Origin of the sequence: Glaciecola sp. 1036, from assembly GCF_050306235.1 — a bacterium.
Taxonomy (GTDB): domain Bacteria; phylum Pseudomonadota; class Gammaproteobacteria; order Enterobacterales; family Alteromonadaceae; genus Glaciecola.
Map to the genome: position 1 here is coordinate 103,723 of NZ_JBLWFH010000002.1, position 18,055 is coordinate 121,777.

The 18,055-nt window shown below is 39.6% G+C and carries 17 protein-coding genes; 11 read left to right on the plus strand and 6 right to left on the minus strand.

All coding sequences use genetic code 11. The features are described 5' to 3' along the window. Window positions 1-85 precede the first annotated feature (85 nt). Window positions 86-907, minus strand: coding sequence for a signal peptidase I (gene lepB / locus ACNKW3_RS03075; protein WP_427397799.1), 822 nt, complete (start codon window positions 905-907; stop codon window positions 86-88). Window positions 908-1,590: 683 nt separating this feature from the next. Beyond that, window positions 1,591-2,394, minus strand: coding sequence for a glucose 1-dehydrogenase (locus tag ACNKW3_RS03080; protein ID WP_427397800.1), 804 nt, complete (start codon window positions 2,392-2,394; stop codon window positions 1,591-1,593). 257 nt (window positions 2,395-2,651) lie between these two features. On the opposite strand from ACNKW3_RS03080, the gene ACNKW3_RS03085 reads away from it, so the two are divergent. After that, window positions 2,652-5,000, plus strand: a complete 2,349-nt coding sequence (locus tag ACNKW3_RS03085; protein ID WP_427397801.1) for an EAL domain-containing protein — start codon at window positions 2,652-2,654, stop codon at window positions 4,998-5,000. Window positions 5,001-5,111: 111 nt separating this feature from the next. On the opposite strand, the gene ACNKW3_RS03090 is transcribed toward ACNKW3_RS03085, so the two are convergent. Together ACNKW3_RS03090 and ACNKW3_RS03095 are read right to left on the minus strand one after the other, a co-directional pair. After that, window positions 5,112-5,447: a DUF3718 domain-containing protein gene (locus ACNKW3_RS03090; protein WP_427397802.1), complete on the minus strand. Its 336-nt coding sequence runs from the start codon at window positions 5,445-5,447 to the stop codon at window positions 5,112-5,114. A 223-nt stretch (window positions 5,448-5,670) separates the two neighbouring features. After that, entirely contained in the window at window positions 5,671-7,218 is a 1,548-nt protein-coding gene (locus ACNKW3_RS03095; protein ID WP_427397803.1) for a bifunctional metallophosphatase/5'-nucleotidase, read from the minus strand. Window positions 7,219-7,375: 157 nt separating this feature from the next. On the opposite strand from ACNKW3_RS03095, the gene ACNKW3_RS03100 reads away from it, so the two are divergent. Further along, complete coding sequence (locus tag ACNKW3_RS03100) at window positions 7,376-7,660, plus strand: damage-inducible protein J (protein ID WP_427397804.1); 285 nt, start codon at window positions 7,376-7,378, stop codon at window positions 7,658-7,660. Next, window positions 7,657-7,929 (plus strand): type II toxin-antitoxin system RelE/ParE family toxin, encoded by a 273-nt coding sequence (locus tag ACNKW3_RS03105; protein WP_427397805.1) that lies wholly within the window; start codon window positions 7,657-7,659, stop codon window positions 7,927-7,929. The genes ACNKW3_RS03100 and ACNKW3_RS03105 overlap by 4 nt, the downstream gene beginning before the upstream one ends. A 25-nt stretch (window positions 7,930-7,954) precedes the next feature. Here the strand turns inward: ACNKW3_RS03105 and ACNKW3_RS03110 are convergent, their stop codons facing one another. Both ACNKW3_RS03110 and ACNKW3_RS03115 read right to left on the minus strand, forming a co-directional pair. After that, window positions 7,955-8,200, minus strand: coding sequence for a hypothetical protein (locus tag ACNKW3_RS03110; RefSeq protein ID WP_427397806.1), 246 nt, complete (start codon window positions 8,198-8,200; stop codon window positions 7,955-7,957). A 290-nt stretch (window positions 8,201-8,490) separates the two neighbouring features. Beyond that, complete coding sequence (locus ACNKW3_RS03115; RefSeq protein ID WP_427397807.1) at window positions 8,491-9,777, minus strand: winged helix-turn-helix domain-containing protein; 1,287 nt, start codon at window positions 9,775-9,777, stop codon at window positions 8,491-8,493. A gap of 311 nt (window positions 9,778-10,088) precedes the next feature. Between ACNKW3_RS03115 and ACNKW3_RS03120 the strand changes: the two genes are divergently transcribed. The 8 genes from ACNKW3_RS03120 to ACNKW3_RS03155 all read left to right on the plus strand — a co-directional run bounded on the left by ACNKW3_RS03120 (window position 10,089) and on the right by ACNKW3_RS03155 (window position 18,054). Beyond that, window positions 10,089-10,502 carry a CBS domain-containing protein gene (locus ACNKW3_RS03120; RefSeq protein ID WP_427397808.1) on the plus strand — a complete coding sequence of 138 codons (414 nt, stop codon included), beginning with the start codon at window positions 10,089-10,091 and terminating at the stop codon, window positions 10,500-10,502. Window positions 10,503-10,525: 23 nt separating this feature from the next. Continuing rightward, a complete protein-coding gene (locus ACNKW3_RS03125) occupies window positions 10,526-11,740 on the plus strand; it encodes an anhydro-N-acetylmuramic acid kinase (protein WP_427397809.1) in 1,215 nt (404 codons plus the stop codon). A gap of 18 nt (window positions 11,741-11,758) precedes the next feature. Next, entirely contained in the window at window positions 11,759-12,775 is a 1,017-nt protein-coding gene (gene nagZ / locus ACNKW3_RS03130) for a beta-N-acetylhexosaminidase (protein WP_427397810.1), read from the plus strand. 62 nt (window positions 12,776-12,837) lie between these two features. Then, window positions 12,838-13,155, plus strand: coding sequence for a diacylglycerol kinase (locus tag ACNKW3_RS03135; RefSeq protein WP_427397811.1), 318 nt, complete (start codon window positions 12,838-12,840; stop codon window positions 13,153-13,155). 98 nt (window positions 13,156-13,253) lie between these two features. Next, window positions 13,254-13,943 carry a response regulator transcription factor gene (locus ACNKW3_RS03140; RefSeq protein ID WP_427397812.1) on the plus strand — a complete coding sequence of 230 codons (690 nt, stop codon included), beginning with the start codon at window positions 13,254-13,256 and terminating at the stop codon, window positions 13,941-13,943. Continuing rightward, window positions 13,936-15,141, plus strand: a complete 1,206-nt coding sequence (locus tag ACNKW3_RS03145; RefSeq protein ID WP_427397813.1) for a sensor histidine kinase — start codon at window positions 13,936-13,938, stop codon at window positions 15,139-15,141. The genes ACNKW3_RS03140 and ACNKW3_RS03145 overlap by 8 nt, the downstream gene beginning before the upstream one ends. Before the next feature lie 82 nt (window positions 15,142-15,223). Further along, on the plus strand, window positions 15,224-16,330 hold the full coding sequence (locus ACNKW3_RS03150; protein ID WP_427397814.1) for a 1-acyl-sn-glycerol-3-phosphate acyltransferase: 1,107 nt from the start codon (window positions 15,224-15,226) through the stop codon (window positions 16,328-16,330). Window positions 16,331-16,467: 137 nt separating this feature from the next. After that, window positions 16,468-18,054 (plus strand): L-lactate permease, encoded by a 1,587-nt coding sequence (locus tag ACNKW3_RS03155; protein WP_427398176.1) that lies wholly within the window; start codon window positions 16,468-16,470, stop codon window positions 18,052-18,054. Window position 18,055: the final 1 nt, after the last annotated feature.

Sequence of the window (18,055 nt, forward strand, 5' to 3'; positions counted from 1 at the left end):
AAATAACAAAGCCTACGCTTGCGTAGAGTTTAGAATACGAGGCACTTTTTCAGTCAGGAGAAAAGCGCGTCTCTGGTTAAGTTTACTACCAAATCAAAACTAATTTACCCACAATATTTTCTGCAGGTACCATTCCCCACATTCTACTGTCTCTTGAATTGTCTCGGTTATCACCCATTACAAAATATGCATTTTCAGGAACCCTAAATTGAAAATTCCGGTTTGGGATGCCTTGTAATGAATATTGAACAGAATAAGGATTCTCTCCTAAATTCTCAATATAGGTATTACCGTCGTCTCCTCTCGTTGTTTCAATCTTTACACCATTAATTGTAAGTTGTTTATTTGAAAACTCTACAATGTCACCAGGTATACCTATTATTCTTTTTACAACTAGCATCGACTCGTTTGGTGGATATAGAACAAATACTTCGCCTCTTTTAGGCTTTTTTCTGGAATCAACTTCAGTACTCAACACCTCGATTCCGAATGTTCCATAAAGACCATAACCTAACTTCGACACTACAATGTGGTCTCCAACGCTTAATGTTGGAAACATGGATTTAGATGGCATTTCGAATGGCTCATATAAGAAAGACCGGAAGGAAAATATGCTACTGACGAGTATAACCGGAATTATAAGCACTCCCCACCATTTGCTATACCATTTACGGCCATCTTCAAAAATAACATTTTTTGCCATTTCAAAAGCATGAATGCAACAAACAATAGAGAGCATAAATCCCAATCCTGAATATCCAAGTTTTCTATTCAGGACAAAGTCCAATATACCCGTTATTACAGCGGCTAAAAAGTATACCAATGCCCACTTAAATCTTGCCAAATATATAAAAGCTAAAGGGGGAAATAAGAACCCTAACACAGCAGAAAACCATTTGTTGGGCATGTAAGTTATTCCTTGGTTAACCTAACTTTGTTCATTAGATAGCTATCGCTTAAAAAATATTGTATATCGAACTGTAATTCAGTGAAAATTTGTAAAGGTTAATTCCCAGCCTGTTTTTCCTTGTCTTTGACACAGTTCTGTATACTTTTCTAAGTTACACTTTAACGCCCCGAAGGGGGCGTTTTTTTGATTTAGCTATTAATAGCAGATCAAAAATCCATGTACCAGCACTTATATATTTAGCTGATATCTGAATGTCCTTGCAGATTTCAGGTAAGTTTTCTTTGGTTAAGCCAGGCATTAAGTGTTTTAACTTTGGCACTACACATTAAGGCCACAAATACTTTTGGCCAGTATATACCGAAAATTACACAACTTATTAATGAGATCAAGAGCAGTCTTAAGTCTTTTAGCCAAAGTGATAATGCCACCCCCGAAATACTTGACCAACCCCAAGGTGCTGCAAAGGAAAATAGAAAACCCAATGGTAAAACCGCAATCATTCCGAGAATGTCATCAATTGGTTGCCAATTTACATTTGCCTCAGAAACCTAGGTGTAGTCCCAATAATACAGCGATAGGATTGTCGCTACAAAAGCAACAATCAAGCTGCTTAGAATCCAATAAAGAAACACTTTTTTTCTATTTGCTTTAAATTCCATTTTTATCTTTCAGCGAAAACACTATTCCTTTTGACTTGGCGCGGCGCTGCTACCAGCTAAAATTCCGCCGTCGATATTAAGTTCGATTCCGGTAACATATTGAGATTCGTTACTGCCTAAATAAACTGCCGCATAAGCCACATCTTTTGGGGTGCCCATACGACCTAAAGGCACGTCAGATGACACCTGTTTAATTGCTTGTTCTCTCGCTTCGCCTTCACCTAACATGGCGTCCCACATGGGGGTTAATATTGCGCCGGGATGAATAGAATTACAGCGAATAGGATAGCCTTTTTGAGCACAATACAAGGCAACGGTTTTAGTGTGATTTCGCACTGCAGCCTTACTTGCGGCATAAGCTGCGGCTGCCGGAATACCAACAATACCCGAGCGTGATGAAATATTCACAATACTTGCGCCATTGGAGTTTTTCATTAATCCTATTGCGGTTTTACAACCTAAAACCACTCCGTCAATGTTTACGCCATTAACTTTGTGCCAACTTTCCATATCCAAATTCTCAGGATCATGGGGCCCTGAGGTTTCTAAAAAGCCAGTGATACCTGCATTGTTGACTAAAATATCCAATCCACCAAAGGTATCTGATATTGATTTTGCCACCGTTTTCCAATCATCAGCGCTAGCAACATCTAAATGGAGGTAACTGGCGCAGTTACCAAGTTCACTTGTGCGTAGCATTCCGTCTTCATCATTAACATCTGAAAGGATAACGTTTGCACCTTGCTCTATATACATGGAGGCAATACTTAAGCCAATGCCTCGGGCTGCCCCTGTCACCAAAGCTGTTTTACCCTGTAAACGCAAAATTGCTCTCCTTCTAAAGTATAAAAATCAAGCAATATCATAAACATTGCTAATTTGCCAAGCTTTACTGCCGATACCCTATGGGAATATATGGACGTTAGCCAGTAACGTTAATTAAACCCTATAGGTAAAGGTTTTCATTATCAGGTTAACAAAGTCAAATTAAAGTGAAATAAACTTACGCAGTAGAAATTTTTGTTGCCGTAATAAAAAACACTGAAGCACTATTACCTGCAGGGACTAAGAAATACAACCGGATGATATTTTTAGGTAAATTTCGGCAGCTAAGCCTTAGTACACAGATATTGATACTCACATTGAGCCTGGTCATCTTAACGGTCAGTGTGCTCTCTTTGAATTATTGGTATCAGTCGGTTAAGTACAATAAGGCACAAATTTCACGTCATATGAATGCTGCTGAAAACGTCATTCTTCAATACATAGATGCCAAGCAAGATTTACTCACATCTGCAGCTAAGAGTCTTAATCAAAATTCAGAGTTTAAACGAAGCCTGCTTACTTCAAATAAAGCTAATCAGACATTAGTCATGGACAATCTTTACGCGCAAACTAATGCGGATGTGGTCGTATTGTTAAGTGCAAACGAAGAAATCCATGCGGCTGCTAATAAAAACAAGGTATCAGTAAAACAAATTACTAATGCTCTGGTAAGTATCAAATTGAAGTCGCCAGAGTTCCAATTTATCGAAATGAACAATAACGTACATTTGCTGCTATCAGTGCAGATTGATTTGTATGAGTCCACCAAAGGTTTTGTCGTAATGGGCTATCAACTAGATTCATCTGCACTAAATGAACTAAACCAATTGACCGGATTGTCCCTTTCTTTGTACAAGGGGCAGAATGTTATGGGATTTAGTGAGCGGACAAATCCTGAATTAAACGAAAAACGTTATTCCATTATGGTTAATCAGATGGCCTATTGGCGGGAAAATCAATACGAATATAAGCGTATATTGTTGGACCGGCCAGCCGACGTATCCATCGTTATTAGTAAATCTTTGAGGGAAAACAATAAAGAATTGACCCAATTATTTACTTCATTATTTGTATTAGGATTCGGTGTAATTTTACTTTCAGTTATCTTGTCCGGCTGGGTTTCTCGCCGCATAACAACACCTCTCTCTCAACTGATTGAAGTCACTAAGCGCATCGCCAAAGGTGAATTTTCAGTGTCTGAATTACAAGCATCATCTTCACCAGAAATAAGAGATCTCAATAGCGCATTTATTGCGATGGAAAACGCTATTGAAACTCGAGAATCTGAAATTACTTATCAAGCTGAGCATGACAAACTGACCAATTTATTGAATCGTCAGCATCTATTAGCTCGCATTGAGCAGGAAATCTCAACGGGCAACAGGTTTATCTTAGTTGGGATTAACGTACGACAGTTTTCCCAAGTAAATGACACCATGGGCCCGCAAATAGGCGACAAAATTTTGCAATTAGTCGCATTGCGGTTATCTCATTATTTGGGCACAAACGAAGAACAAAATGCAGCTTTTGCAGCTCGTCTAAGCGGTGACGACTTTTTGGTTTGCATTCAATACCGAGTAGTAACCAAAATAAACCATATTGTAGACGATCTTTACAATAACCTTTGTCGCGCCTATACCATGGGTGAGTTAACTCTGAATTTAAATTTTCGAATCGCTATTGTATCGAGTTTTAATCAGAAAAATTCGGCCGATGTTTTAGTTAGACGCGTTGCTATTGCAATGAATGCTGCAAGAAATGAGCAACTTAGAATTCGATTCTATAGGGATGGTGAAGATGAAGCCTATTTATCCAAGTTGCAAATCATCGAGAATTTGCGCGTTGCGTTAGAAGCTGACAATGGAGAGTTATATCTTACCTATCAACCCAAACTAGATTTAAAAACCCAAAGTGTTGATAAAGCCGAAGCTTTAATCCGCTGGATTGACAAAGATGGTGAGTTTGTGAATCCCGAAGTCTTTATTGGCTTGGCTGAGCAATCCGGATTAATAGTCACCTTAACCCGCTGGGTAATAAGAGCTGTCGTTAAGCAATTAGCACAATGGCACAAAATGGGCCATAGTTTTAAAGTGGCTATTAATATGTCGGCACAAGATATCCAACATCCGCAATTTGTAAATTATCTGCTCGATCAAGTGACCATTCATGATGTTTCGGCGGCGCAAATTATTATTGAATTGACCGAGCGTGACCTAGTGGATAACGAAGAGTTAGTGGTTGAGCGACTTACCTATTTGAAATCCCTTGGCTTTGAAATTTCCGTAGATGATTATGGGATAGGACAATCATCACTTTCGAAACTCAAACACTTGCCTATTGATGAGCTTAAAATTGATAAGAGTTTTATTATGACCTTATCAGAATCAGAAATTGATCAAAATATTGTAAGCTCCACCATAGCCTTGGGCCATAAGTTAGATTTACGAGTAGTTGCTGAAGGCGTTGAAGACAAAGAGAGTTTGCGCTTGTTGGAAAAATTTGGTTGCGATCAGGTACAAGGCTACTATCTATCACACCCAGTTAAACCTAAGGCTTTTATTGATTGGTACATCGCTTATAGTACTGATGCAGTTGCCGTTTCTTAAATTCAAACTGCCTAACCAAAAGGGGGGAATCGTCTATCGCAGTATGTGTTCCCAAAGTGTGTGTATTGGCTGCGTACTTCAGACGATTGCTAGAACAAACCTTTTAAAGCTTTAATTTAGGCTCGCGACTATTTCTTCTTCACGGGCTTTGGTTCTTTTGGTTATCAAATCAAAATTTTCATCAGCATCATGGTATTTCGCAAACGATAAAGCATCCTGACCGTTACATACCAAACCTTTGGCCATTTCATCAAAAGTAATGCGATTTTTATGCAGTACTTTGTTTAACTTTACTTTGGAATTGCTTTTTATTGCCTTGCAAACTTCTACCAACATTCTTTTGTCTGAATCTGTATATTGAATGCTGCTTCCTGCATTCGCGTTAACAGAAAATAGAAACGCTAAAGAAGCCGATACTGCTAATATTAATTTTGCTCTGCTTTTCATGTTATCACCTATCATATTTACTATTTTGGGAGAGATGTCGCTTTCAAGTTGACTGGCGACGATTTCACTATAGGCCGGTAAATGAAAAAAAGGGTGATGAAAAAATGATTGTTTTCTAATTTACTTATGATGAAAAAATCATTAACAAAATCATTTAGATATCGTGAATCTTATGGCGATCAAAAAAAGTAATGGACTATAATATTATAGTCCATAAGCTTTTCTATTCAGCTAAATCCACTTGTCTTCCCAAAGATGGCAAAGTGACCTGCTTTAATTGATGTAAACCGTCAAATAAAGCGTCAGCCATCATGGTGTCAGAGGCTAGAGGTTTACCTTTAGTAAATACGCTATAACCATCACCACCTTTGGCGACAAAAGCCGTGGTCGCTACTGAATAGTTTTGTTCAATGACTAGAGGAGTACCATTGATTGAAATACTCTTCACCCGCTGCATTTCAGGTAAAGATGAGTCATAAACAATCTCAACGCCTGAAAATTGCCCAATTCCATAAGGCAAGGTACAGCTGTATTCTATAAGTTCTCTAACTTGTTTACCGCTAAGTTCGACCACGGAAAGCTTATCAACGAATGGATATACATTGATCAAGTGTTCGCGGGTGATTTCTCCAGCATTGAGATCGGCTCTAATGCCGCCAGAATTCATCATGGCGATATCGCTATCTGCACTTTTTCGCATCATATCGGTAAGCAAATTGCCGATACTGGATTCTTTGTTGTATCTACGCATGGCGGCTTTGTCTAGGATTCCCACATGTTCGGTCACTTCAGGATATTTTGCTCGTTGTGCTTGAATTAACCCCAAGGCTTTTTGGTTTGCCTTGAGCTTGCCGGCGTCTACGGGAATGAGTCTGCCTTCAATAAACTCAACATTATGACCTTGGGTATCCACTTTGAACTTGGTATAGCCTAAGTGCATGGCTTGTCCAAAGGTAATACCGATAACAGTGCCTGTATCTGGGTGCACTTCTGGCTCGGGTAATCCATTATCAGAGTGTCCACCAAAGATAACATCTACCCCTTTAAGCTTGCCCGCCATAGCATAGTCTTCATGAAAGCCGCGTTGTACAGAAGGGTCAGATTCTTTGTTGGTTTGCATGGGGGCAGTTTTATTTTGATGGGTTAATACCACCACCATATTAACTTCGGGACGAATAAGGTCGACCCAGTATTGCGCCGTTTCAATAGGATCCTTTATGGTCAGTTCTTCCCTTTGAAATACGGCTGTAGTGTTGTAAAACGCATCTATACCCATGACCCCGACAACACCAATGCGTACGCCATCTCTTTCTAAAATGGTATAAGGTTGAGCGATCATAGTGCCAGAATCTTTATGTACAATGTTTGCGTTTAGTACTGGAAAGCCGGCTCTTGGCATAGTTTCGATCAATGATTGCCAACCATATTCAAATTCATGATTACCCAAAGTAATAACGTCGTATTTCATTGCGGTATACAGATCAAAAGGCAATTTGCCTTTCGACTTTTTAGATAGCGCTCCTGTATAGATATCACCCGCATCAAATAAAAAGCTGGTGGTTTCTTTAGCCCTAACTTGCTCAATCAATGTTGCCAAATAAGGCGTTCCGCCAATAAGCTCAATGTCATCACGCCATGCCGCTTCCAAAGGCTCATAAACACTTTCGATATCGTTGGTGTGTAGCAGGGTGATTTCTTTAATCTCCGCGTTAAGATTAAATGCTACTATACCGATGACTAGTACCGAGATGGTATGGGATTTTTTTAACATGATGCGCCTTAGCTATTTTTTCGATGATTAACATGATCATCAAGATAAACACGCTCTAATGTATTCATTCCGCACAATAAATTCAATGTCTGCAAGACATTCACAAAAGTATTGGTCTTGTGCTAACATTTGTGCGCACATTTTAAAGGGGACTATTATGGATACTCGCATACAATTTAGAGTTGATGAAGAAACCAAACGTTTGGCTCAGCAAATGGCTGAAAGCCAAGGTCGTACCCTAAGTGATGCCTGTAGACAGCTGACGGAAGAACTTGCAGAGCAGCAACGCAGAGCTTTGACACATGAAAGTTGGCTTTCTGAACAAATCAATGCTGCATTTCAAGGGTTAGAGAGCGGTACGAGCGAATTTGTAAAGCATAAAGAAGCGAGTTTAGACATGGAAGCCAGAAAAGAAAAAATTAGAAATAGAGCGAATAAATGATCCTATGGGAAAAACGATCATTGGACGATCGTGCGGCTATTTTTGAATTTCTGTATGAGTTTAATCCAACAGTTGCTGAAAAGACCGATTTAATAATTGAATCAAAAGTGGAAAATTTATTACAGCAACCTTTGATGGGCGTTGAGAGACAAGGTATACCTGGGAGATTATTGATAATTCCTGAGGTCTCTATGATTGTCTCATACTGTATAATTGATGATGTTATTCACATTTTGCGGGTGTTACATCAAAAACAGCGCTTTCCTTAAGAAAACGGATGTATCAGCCATATCTTTAGTAAGTAAGCAAAAGTAAAATCACAATGATAACTGTGATTGCTAAAAATATTCTCCCGAGTTTAGCTCTTGCATCATGCTGGGATTTGATTTGTTGCTTGACCTGTTGAAGTTCGCCATCAGAAAGACCGTAACAATAGGGACATTCTGCATCTTCTTGAGGGAACCTCAAACTACAGCGTTCACAACCTTTAGTTGGCTTGGGTTTTAGAGATAAACGAGCAAGGGCAGGTCCGATTCTCATTTATAATTATCCAAAGCTATACTGATTTGATAAATAAATTTAGTTGTTGCCATCATTATTTCCTCCACCTACAAGATCTGAAATACTATTTACGGCAGAGCTGAATCTTTTTAAGGTACAAAGAAAACAAATTAAACAAAAGACCATTATCCACAAAGGAAAAAACCATTCGCCGGTCTTAAATCCACCGTATAATGCAATCGCTAAGGGTAACAAAAGAAAATATCTAAATCCTTTTTTCATTTTTTAAGTGTCCAATTTATTGCTTTAAAATTCAATTCTTTTTATATTTAAGCGGCGCTAATCGGTGCTGAACAAGGCTCACTGGTAAAGCTACGAAAAGAACTTTTAATTATGCTTTTCATCTTAGTTTTATCCGAGGTCGGGCTTCCATCTGAGATAGTTTCAAAAAAAACATTTTCATGCATAAACCTTGGATCTAGCTGTTTGTTTCGCATTTGAGTTAATAGCAAATTAGCAGTGCTGTATTCTGGTGCTATTTTTAACACTTGCTCAAGTATTTTAACGCTTGCGTTATAGCCTGATAGCGTATCTTTTTGCATTTCGACAAGGCTTTTTCGAATTAAAGATACCACTTCTGAATCAGGTTGATAGGTAAGGGCATCGGGATCAAAAGCACCTGTTAACACACCCACTACAGAGGTCGTTAATTCATCTTGAATGGGAAAGATATTATTTGCATCGCCATCAAAATGACCCGACCAAATCTCTTTTTCAGTCGCCGCTTCGATAATTCTCGCCATGACTCGTATTTGATTATCATGAATCTGAATACTGCCCTCTAAAATATGCTCAACTTGTAAAGTGTCACCAATTTGTTTGGCTGTCAGCGCTTTTTTAGCGATAGCATTGGTTGACGTTTTGCCAGCAACTTCGACACTTTGAATTCTGGAGAGCAAATGAATCACAGTATCAGTCATCTCCAATGCCATTGAGGCTGAATCCTGCTCATTACTAAAATAGGTAAAAGGCATCACGGCAATACTGGGCGCTTTAGACGCTTGCGGTGGTCCGTCTTTTTTGAACAAATTAATGCTTAATAAAGCACTAGATAACAAAAGACTAAAGATAAGAAAAACTGGAAACCAAGGTCTTACTGATGCACCCCTTTGCGCGGTGGATAAAATAATAGCCGCAAATACGGATTTATTTTTAGCAGATTTGTCTGGGTTATTCTCATTGTTAACCGAAATAGTTTCTTCAAGTTCACTGTTTGAAACTTTATGCTCTTGATGTAAGTGGCATATTTTTACATTTGAGAAGTGCGCGATATAGCCTTTGCGAGGAAGGGTTTCAATGTAAAGGTTTTTGGCTTGATGACTAAGGGTATGCCGGATAATTGAAATACAGCGATTAACTGGTTCATTGGAAACAATGCGATTGTCCCATACATTTTCAATAAGTTCATCGCGGGTGAGCAACCTGTCTGGGTTTTCAATCATGTAGATTAATAGACGCGCAACCGTAGGTTCAAGTCGTTTTACGGTTTCACCATTAGACACCTCTCCGGTGTCGGAGTTAAAGGTCCAATTGTCAAACTTATAAAGTTGACCCATAAGATTTCTCAATTTAGCACTTAGATTGAAAAGCCATTAACTAGAAATGGCGTTTTGTCATAGTTAGCAGTATATGCCTTAAGATGTGTCTCTATATTATCACTATGTAACATTTTGTTAACGGGTGCCGGTGAGACTGATTTACAAGATAATTCTTTAGTCGAATAAAAAATTCATCAACTACTTCACAAGGCCTATAAATCAGAGATTAGCAATTTATTTATACAAAAATTAAGCAAAAAAAAGCTGATAAATTAACAAAAAGGGTTATGCTAAATGTATCCGAATAAGAAAAATTGCGAGGAGTAATCATGGAATCACTCAAAATTAGCGATTACATGAACAAGAGACCCGCCAAATTCACCCTAGAAATGTCTGTAGCAGAAGCGGTAGAGAAGTTATTAGATACTCACCAAACTGGCGGTCCTGTAGTAACCGAACAAGGTCAACTGGTTGGTTTTTTATCAGAACAGGATTGCCTTACTCGTATGTTAGAATCGAGTTACTATCGCCAGCAAGTCGCGAGAGTGAAAGACATCATGAAAACCGAAGTGCTGTCAGTGAATAGTTATGATTCAGTATTGGAACTGGCCCAACGAATGTTAGGGGAAAAACCCAAGGTGTATCCAGTGATTGACGAAGAGGGCTTTTTACAAGGCACGATAAATCGAACGGATGTATTACGAGCAATCGATATTCAGTTGAGAGACGGCTATCCAAAATAAATTAGTTGTTTGGCTTACCCTAAGTGTTTGACGATATAACGCGATTACAACAAATCGCAAGTAAAGATGAGCGCATTATTTTAGGTTTAATGAGTGGTACCTCGTTAGATGGGCTTGATCTTGCCCTGTGTAAAGTATCGGGCTGTGGCCAGCATACTCGCCTCGAATTATTGCAATTTGCTACCTTAAATTATGATGCAGAATACAGGGATAAAGTACTCAAAGTGTTTGCGCAGTCCCAAGGTGACTTGCAGCATTTATGTCTGCTAAATCCATGGATTGGGCTGTACCATGCTAAATTGATCAATCAGTTTTTAGCCCAGAACCAATTAACGGCTGGAGAGGTCGATCTTATTGCTAGTCATGGTCAAACGATTTTTCATGCTCCTGCACTACAGCATAAACTTGTAGATTTCCCCAACGCAACTTTGCAACTGGGTGATGGCGACCATATTGCAGTATCTACAGGAATTATTACGCTAAGCGATTTTCGGCAAAAACACATTGCCGCTGGAGGTCAAGGTGCGCCTTTAGTGACTTATGGCGATTATTTGCAATTTGTTAGTCAGCAAGAAGATCGCATATTGTTGAATATTGGCGGCATTGCCAACTTCACTTGGCTCCCTAAAAACGCAACCTTTGAACAGGTTATTAGTTCAGATGTTGGACCAGGAAATACAATTTTAGATGCTGTTGTGAGAGCGCATTTCCCAAATTTGCATTACGATAAAGATGCTCAACTTGCCAGCGCGGGTAAAGTGAGTCCAGATTTGTTAAATGTGTTAAAACAGCATGATTTTTTTCACCAAGGCATCCCAAAAACCACAGGCCCAGAAGTCTTTAATCTGAGTTTTGTAAAACAAGCGCAGCTAGCGTCTGGCAATGAAAATATGAGTGTCGAAGATCTTTTGGCAACCTTAGTTGCGTTTACAGCAGAGACTATTATTGAATCAATGGAATCCTACATAAACAACGCAACAAAATTGTCTGTTTATGTCAGTGGCGGCGGTATTCACAATCCTTTGTTAATGCAGGTGCTGGAAACTAAATTACAGAATTTATCCAAAAATGCGGTAATATCCTCTACTCAAGCTCTTGGTATTGATCCTGATGCTAAGGAAGCTATTTTGTTTGCGCTTCTTGCCAATGAATGTGTTGCCGGAAGAACGCAAACATTTGCCAATAGCGATGAGCAAAGACCCAACATCAGTATGGGGAAAATCAGTTTTCCCAATTAAAATTTTATAGGTAGTTAAATGACAGTCCCCAGCAATCTTATTTTAGGGATAGCGTCTACTCAATTGAGTAACGAAGAAATAGCACTTTTTTCAGAGTTAAAGCCACTGGGGCTTATTTTATTCGCTCGAAACTTAGAAAACCCAACTCAAGTGACAGCGTTAACCGAAAAGTTTCGTCAGGTAACCCAAAATGAAAGGGCGCTTGTACTTATTGATCAAGAGGGCGGACGAGTTTCTCGCTTACCAGAAAAATACTGGAGAATTCCTCCAAGTCCAACTGTGTTTGCTAAGCTGTATGCTAAAGATCCAGAGAAAGCACTAAGAGCTTGTTTATTAAACCATATATTGATTGGTCATGAGCTGAAAACCTTGGGCATAAATGTCAATTGTGCGCCTATGATAGATATCCCACAACAAAATGCGTCTACCATAGTGACTGAGCGAGCCTTTGGCGCGACACCTGAACAAGTTATCACTCTAGCTAAAACCGTAATAGAGGGATTACAGACCTGTGGCGTTGAACCTGTGATTAAACATGCGCCTGGACATGGTCGAGCAACTGCCGACAGTCATTTAGAATTACCCTATGTAGACGCTTCTTTAACTGAACTCACGGATTGGGATTTTATACCTTTTAAGGCTCTCAATGATCAAAGCATGCTGATGACCGCGCATATCAATTTCAGCCAAATTGATCCTGAGTTTCCTGGTACTTTAAGTCAAAAAGTGATTCAGGGAATAATCCGAGAAAATTTAGGATTCGAAGGTTTGATTATGACCGACGATATCGATATGCATGCGTTAAGTGGTACGGTCGAATCTAAAGCTCAGCAAGCAATAGCGGCTGGCTGCGATGTGGTGCTGCAATGCAGTGGTGAAATAGAAAAAATGCAAGCGCTGAGTAAGGTCGCACAGAAGTTATCAGGCGCTTCTTTAGCAAGAGCCGAAAAAGCACAAGCATTAGCGCACAAGCAGGGAGATAGCATTGATTGTCAAGCTATTTTGTCAGAACTTAACCAATTGTTGAGCAAGTGAAACCCGATATCAGCAAAAATGTCAGTGGCTTGAAAAGGCTTCCAAGAGCTATTAGCTGCTCGATGAAAGGCTACGGGGCAGCATGGCGCTATGAATCTGGTTTTAGACAATACACGGTTATTTCTGCACTCTTATTTCCTGTGAGCTTTTTCATTGCGCAAACTTTGGTGCATTGGATTCTGTTAATAGCTAGCTTGGTTTTTGTGTTGTTTTCAGAGATTGTAAATTCCGCAGTTGAGTCAGTAGCAGATGCGTTAAAACCGGAATACGATCCACTGATTGGTCGCGCCAAAGATCTAGGTTCGGCGGGCGTTTTTACTGCGTTGATGTTTGCTCTTGTGGTTTGGAGTATTAGTTTTTATCAATATTTTATTGGATAATACCAAGGCAAAATAGCGAATAAAAGCCGGTTAATTTCACCTTAATATCACTTGCGAAACCGTAAAATGGACGTGGATTTTTAGTGTAGAGGAAGACCATGCGCAAGAAGTTACATATATTGCTGATTGAAGACAATGAAGCCATTGCGACTCAGATTTTAGATTTTCTGGCAGTTCATGGCTGGGAAACCGATTATTCATCTACGGCCAAGCAAGGCATAGAGTTAGCGCTGAATCATTATTTTGATATTATCATATTGGATTTAAACCTGCCGGACATAGATGGTTTAGAAGTTTGTCGCACTATCAAACAAACAGCTACTCGCAACATTCCGATTCTAATGTTAACGGCAAGAGATGCTTTTGAAGACAAGGTGAAAGGCTTTGGACAAGGAGCGGACGACTATTTGACCAAACCCTTTGATTTACGAGAATTGGCTTTACGATGTGAAGCTGTGGCCAGACGACCGCAATTACATGCCAACACAGAAATAACCCAAGGCGCGTTGAGCATAGATACAAGGGCACATTCCGCCTGCTGGAATGGCCAACCGTTAAAAATTACCAAGCTAGGATTCTCAATTTTACATAAGCTACTTGAAGCTTATCCATATCCCGTTAGTCGTTCTGAACTCGTGCAGCATTTGTGGGGAGATAATCCTCCAGAAAGTAATGCTTTAAAATCACACACTTATGCCCTGCGCAAAGCATTTGAAGCTTATACGGATGCACAGGTTCTGTATACCATTAGTAATATAGGCTATCAATTGAAGGATCTTGATGATTAAGTTCAAAAGTCTGAATAGTCGTTTACGTGCGGTATTTTCTGTTCTATTGATTGTGGTTTGCTTATTTTTCGCAAGAATGACTATGTTATTGGTTGATTCAGCCCAAACCAATGCGTATCAATCGGTTTTAAATCAACAAGTCGCGCAGCTCGAACAAATGACGGCTGAGGACTTAAGCTCCCATCAATACCTGTTACCTGATTATGTACAACTGTATGAAGAAGCTAAATTACCGGAAAAATTTAGTTCTATAGCACTTTCGGGTCAAAGAGGTGACGTCTGGTTAGACGGCAACAAGTATTTGTTTGCAAAGGGCAGTAGTAAAGATAGTGATGCCTGGGTGCTTTTGATGAATAGCTCTACTCTAGAAGCAAATGAACATTTGAATCAATTTATGCCGCTTTTGTTTAATAGCGTGATAGTCGGAGCGCTAATCTTAAGCTTACTCAGCACATGGTATTTAGCTAAATGGCTTTCGACCCCGATTCAGCACCTAACTCAAGATGTGGCCTTGAGAGCTAAGAACCAAGAAACCGCGATTTACGGAGTTAAGCGAGCTGATGAAATCGGGCAACTAGCCAAAGCGTTAGAAGCTTCATATTCACAAATAGAAGCCTTATTGCAACGAGAGCAGAATTTTACCCGAGATGTGAGTCATGAGTTAAGAACCCCCATCACATTAATAAAAAATACCTTATCGCTTAACCAAAACACCAGCTTACACCCGCAAGCGACAGAAGTGATTTTCCAAGCTGCTAAAGAATTAGAGCAAACCGTTGAAGTGTTACTTGCGTTGGCTCGACAGGAAAATCTTCAATTTACTAAGCAGCCCATAGTGCCAATCGTCGAAAAATCTATTTTAAGTATTTACAACAGATATCCTCAGGCAAATTTCAATGTGGATTTAGAAGTGGATAATGGATTAATGGTAACAGGCAATGAGTACCTGATAAGTTTGTTATGTCAAAACTTGGTGAACAATGGTTTCTATCACAGTAATAGCGCAGGGATGCACATATATTCAAAAGGCAATACAGTAATTTTTGAAAATGCGATAACAGGAAATGAATCTCGCCCCTATTATCAGGGTTTGGGACACGGACAATATTTAATGACACGTATCGCAGAAGAAATGCATTGGCAATTAAAAGTAGAACAGAGTAATAATCGATACAAAGTAGAAGTTCTTACAAGTTAGATCAAAGAGTTTGCTGTTAGCACTAGCTAAATGCACATAGATGGGTAAAATGTGCGGTTTTTAGCCCGCTGTAACCAAATAAATGCTGACAGAGCCAAGCCCTTACCAAGATATCCAACCATACAACGACGAGCAGGTGCCTGCTTCCATTGAGCGATTGATAAACGATCAAGAGTTTATCAATGCTATCGTCAATCACCGCTTTGAACATAGTCCGCGCTGGATGTCTACTTTGCTTAGTCCATTTGTAAAGCTGGTTCTACGCTTTAAATGGCGTAAATTTAAAACCGTTGCCCATATTCAAAATGAGGTCGGTGAGCACTTAGATAAGCTACTAGTGCGCACAAGTAAAGGCATCAGCGTAAATGGGTTGGACAAACTTGATCCCAATAAAGCCTATATCTTTATTTCAAATCACAGAGATATTGCAATGGACCCAGCTCTGGTGAATTTTGCACTGCATAGGGCGGGACACCAAACAGCCTTAATAGCTTTCGGCGATAATCTGCTAAAAAAAACCAGCGTGACTGAGCTTATGAAGCTAAATAAAGGCTTTGTGGTTAAGCGTTCGGTGAAAGGCCCAAGAGAATTGCTTAAAACATTGACTCAGCTATCCAATTTTATCCGTGATTCCCTAAGTAGCAACAAATCTATTTGGATTGCACACAGGGAAGGGCGAGCTAAAGATGGCATGGACATCACAGATCCGGCTATTTTGAAAATGTTTTACGTGGCAGGCAAGCAACAAGGTATTCCATTTTCTGAGTACATGAAATCGTTGAATATTGTGCCTGTGGCAATTTCTTACGAAAATGATCCTTGCGATATAGCCAAAGCAAAAGAGCTATATCAACGCAAAGATTTAGGCATTTACAATAAAGGCGAATTCGAAGATATCGAAAGTATTATTCAAGGGATTATCGGCAACAAATACCGCATTAGTGTGAATTTCGGCGAGGTAATTGACGCTGATTTTGAGACACCTGTCGCCCTAGCTGAACATATTGATGAGCAAATACACAAGCATTATCAACTATATCCAATCAACTATTTAGCCGCTGGTGAATCGAACAAGGATATTACCGAAGATTGTAAAGCGCGATTAGCAGATAAACTTAAACAGTTACCCGAACATGCTCAAGAATATCTCATTGCCAATTATGCTAATCCAGTAAAAAATGCCAAATAAACAAGGCAATTTAATCAGGTTGCTAGCGCAAACCTATTGATCTGAAACAATCAGGGTTTTGTTTTATCTAAAAGTCGCTTAAGCCAACAAGGTTTTTGCGTATACTGATGTTAGTAGACGGATGTTTGGCTAGCATGATGCTTTCACTATTTTTTTCGTATCTTCCTATTTTGCTTCTGATTTATTTGATGACCAAACCCAAGAGTATGGCATCAAGTAAAGCGTTACCTTTAAGTGCGCTGATAATATATCTGATCAGCCTGTTTGTATTTAAGCAAGATCTATTGCAACTGAATGCCACCGTGATAAGCGGATTGTTGCTTGCCTTAACTCCACTTTCTATTATTGCTGGCGCTATATTTCTGTTTAAGGCCATGGAAGTTTCTGGTGCCTTGGATCTGATAAAACAATGGTTAAACAGTGTTAGTACAAATCAACTAGCGCAGGTGATGATTATAGGTTGGGCGTTTGCATTTTTAATCGAAGGTGCTAGTGGTTTTGGGACACCAGCGGCGATTGCTGGGCCAGTGTTATACAGTCTAGGATTCCCAGTCCTCAGAGTCGCAATTTTCTGCTTAGTATTAAATACCATTCCAGTGACCTTTGGCGCAGTTGGAACGCCAATATGGTTCGGTCTTTCAGTCGTTGATCTCAGCAGTGCCCAAATATCTGAAATTGCTTGGAAAGCGGCGTTACTGAATACCATAGCGGCACCTTTTATAGTGATAGCTGCCCTGTACATCATTTTGCAACAGCGAACTGCTATCTTGCGCCAATGGATATTTGTATTAGCTTCAACCTTCGCATGTACTTTGCCCTATTTACTTTTAAGCCTCATAAGCTATGAGTTCCCGTCTTTACTTGGCGGCATGATTGGGTTAGTGGTTACCCTTCTGTTAGCAAAATATAATATCGGATTATCCAAAGATTTTGCCCAATCTGACAGCAAAGATACAACCGCCGACTTAACGCTAAGCACCTTGTTTAAAGCCAGTTTCCCGTTGTTGGGTACGGTACTTCTGCTGGTGATTACGCGCATTCAAGAATTGGGAATTAAATCAATGCTGCAGGCTAAATCGCCTGCGTTCGGATTATCCTTAGGCAGTTTTGGCGATCTTTCAGTTAGCAGTGCACTTGTGGTCAGTTTACAAAATATTTTGGGTACAGATGAATCTTGGCAACATGCGTTTTTATATGTGCCATCTATTTTGCCTTTTTTATTGATTGGTGTAATTACCATTGTTTGGTTTGGCAAAGGATCTATTAAACATACTGCAAAAAATACTATGGATAAAATCAAATCGCCTTTCTTTGCGTTACTTGGCGCCTTAGTATTTGTGAATCTAATGATGTTTGGTGATGACCAGTCGCCGGTTACCCAAATCGGTAATCATTTGGCTGAAGTCACGGGACAAAGCTGGCAGTTTTTCGCGCCTGTATTAGGCGCGTTAGGTTCATTTTTTTCTGGTTCAGCAACGATTTCAAATTTAACCTTTGCCGGCATTCAACAATCAATCGCTACTCAACTGGGATTAAATCTTACCACTGTTCTAGCGCTCCAGTCTGTAGGCGCAGCCATGGGTAATATGGTTTGTATTAATAATATTGTAGCCGTTACCTCAATCTTAGGTATACAAAATAAAGATGGTGTTATCTTAAAACGGACTGCCATTATTTTACTGTTATATGCAGTTATTGCTGGTGGAGCGGGTCTTTTAATTTAAT

What these genes read in the sequence shown, in the direction of transcription:
- ACNKW3_RS03155 (WP_427398176.1), top strand. Translation starts at nt 16,468, where the DNA reads ATGCTTTCACTATTTTTTTCGTATCTTCCTATTTTGCTTCTGATTTAT.
- ACNKW3_RS03105 (WP_427397805.1), top strand. Translation starts at nt 7,657, where the DNA reads ATGATCCTATGGGAAAAACGATCATTGGACGATCGTGCGGCTATTTTT.
- ACNKW3_RS03115 (WP_427397807.1), bottom strand. Translation starts at nt 9,777, where the DNA reads ATGGGTCAACTTTATAAGTTTGACAATTGGACCTTTAACTCCGACACC.
- ACNKW3_RS03110 (WP_427397806.1), bottom strand. Translation starts at nt 8,200, where the DNA reads ATGAGAATCGGACCTGCCCTTGCTCGTTTATCTCTAAAACCCAAGCCA.
- ACNKW3_RS03145 (WP_427397813.1), top strand. Translation starts at nt 13,936, where the DNA reads ATGATTAAGTTCAAAAGTCTGAATAGTCGTTTACGTGCGGTATTTTCT.
- ACNKW3_RS03085 (WP_427397801.1), top strand. Translation starts at nt 2,652, where the DNA reads ATGATATTTTTAGGTAAATTTCGGCAGCTAAGCCTTAGTACACAGATA.
- ACNKW3_RS03150 (WP_427397814.1), top strand. Translation starts at nt 15,224, where the DNA reads ATGCTGACAGAGCCAAGCCCTTACCAAGATATCCAACCATACAACGAC.
- nagZ (WP_427397810.1), top strand. Translation starts at nt 11,759, where the DNA reads ATGACAGTCCCCAGCAATCTTATTTTAGGGATAGCGTCTACTCAATTG.
- ACNKW3_RS03095 (WP_427397803.1), bottom strand. Translation starts at nt 7,218, where the DNA reads ATGTTAAAAAAATCCCATACCATCTCGGTACTAGTCATCGGTATAGTA.
- ACNKW3_RS03090 (WP_427397802.1), bottom strand. Translation starts at nt 5,447, where the DNA reads ATGAAAAGCAGAGCAAAATTAATATTAGCAGTATCGGCTTCTTTAGCG.
- ACNKW3_RS03100 (WP_427397804.1), top strand. Translation starts at nt 7,376, where the DNA reads ATGGATACTCGCATACAATTTAGAGTTGATGAAGAAACCAAACGTTTG.
- ACNKW3_RS03135 (WP_427397811.1), top strand. Translation starts at nt 12,838, where the DNA reads ATGAAAGGCTACGGGGCAGCATGGCGCTATGAATCTGGTTTTAGACAA.
- ACNKW3_RS03120 (WP_427397808.1), top strand. Translation starts at nt 10,089, where the DNA reads ATGGAATCACTCAAAATTAGCGATTACATGAACAAGAGACCCGCCAAA.
- lepB (WP_427397799.1), bottom strand. Translation starts at nt 907, where the DNA reads ATGCCCAACAAATGGTTTTCTGCTGTGTTAGGGTTCTTATTTCCCCCT.
- ACNKW3_RS03140 (WP_427397812.1), top strand. Translation starts at nt 13,254, where the DNA reads ATGCGCAAGAAGTTACATATATTGCTGATTGAAGACAATGAAGCCATT.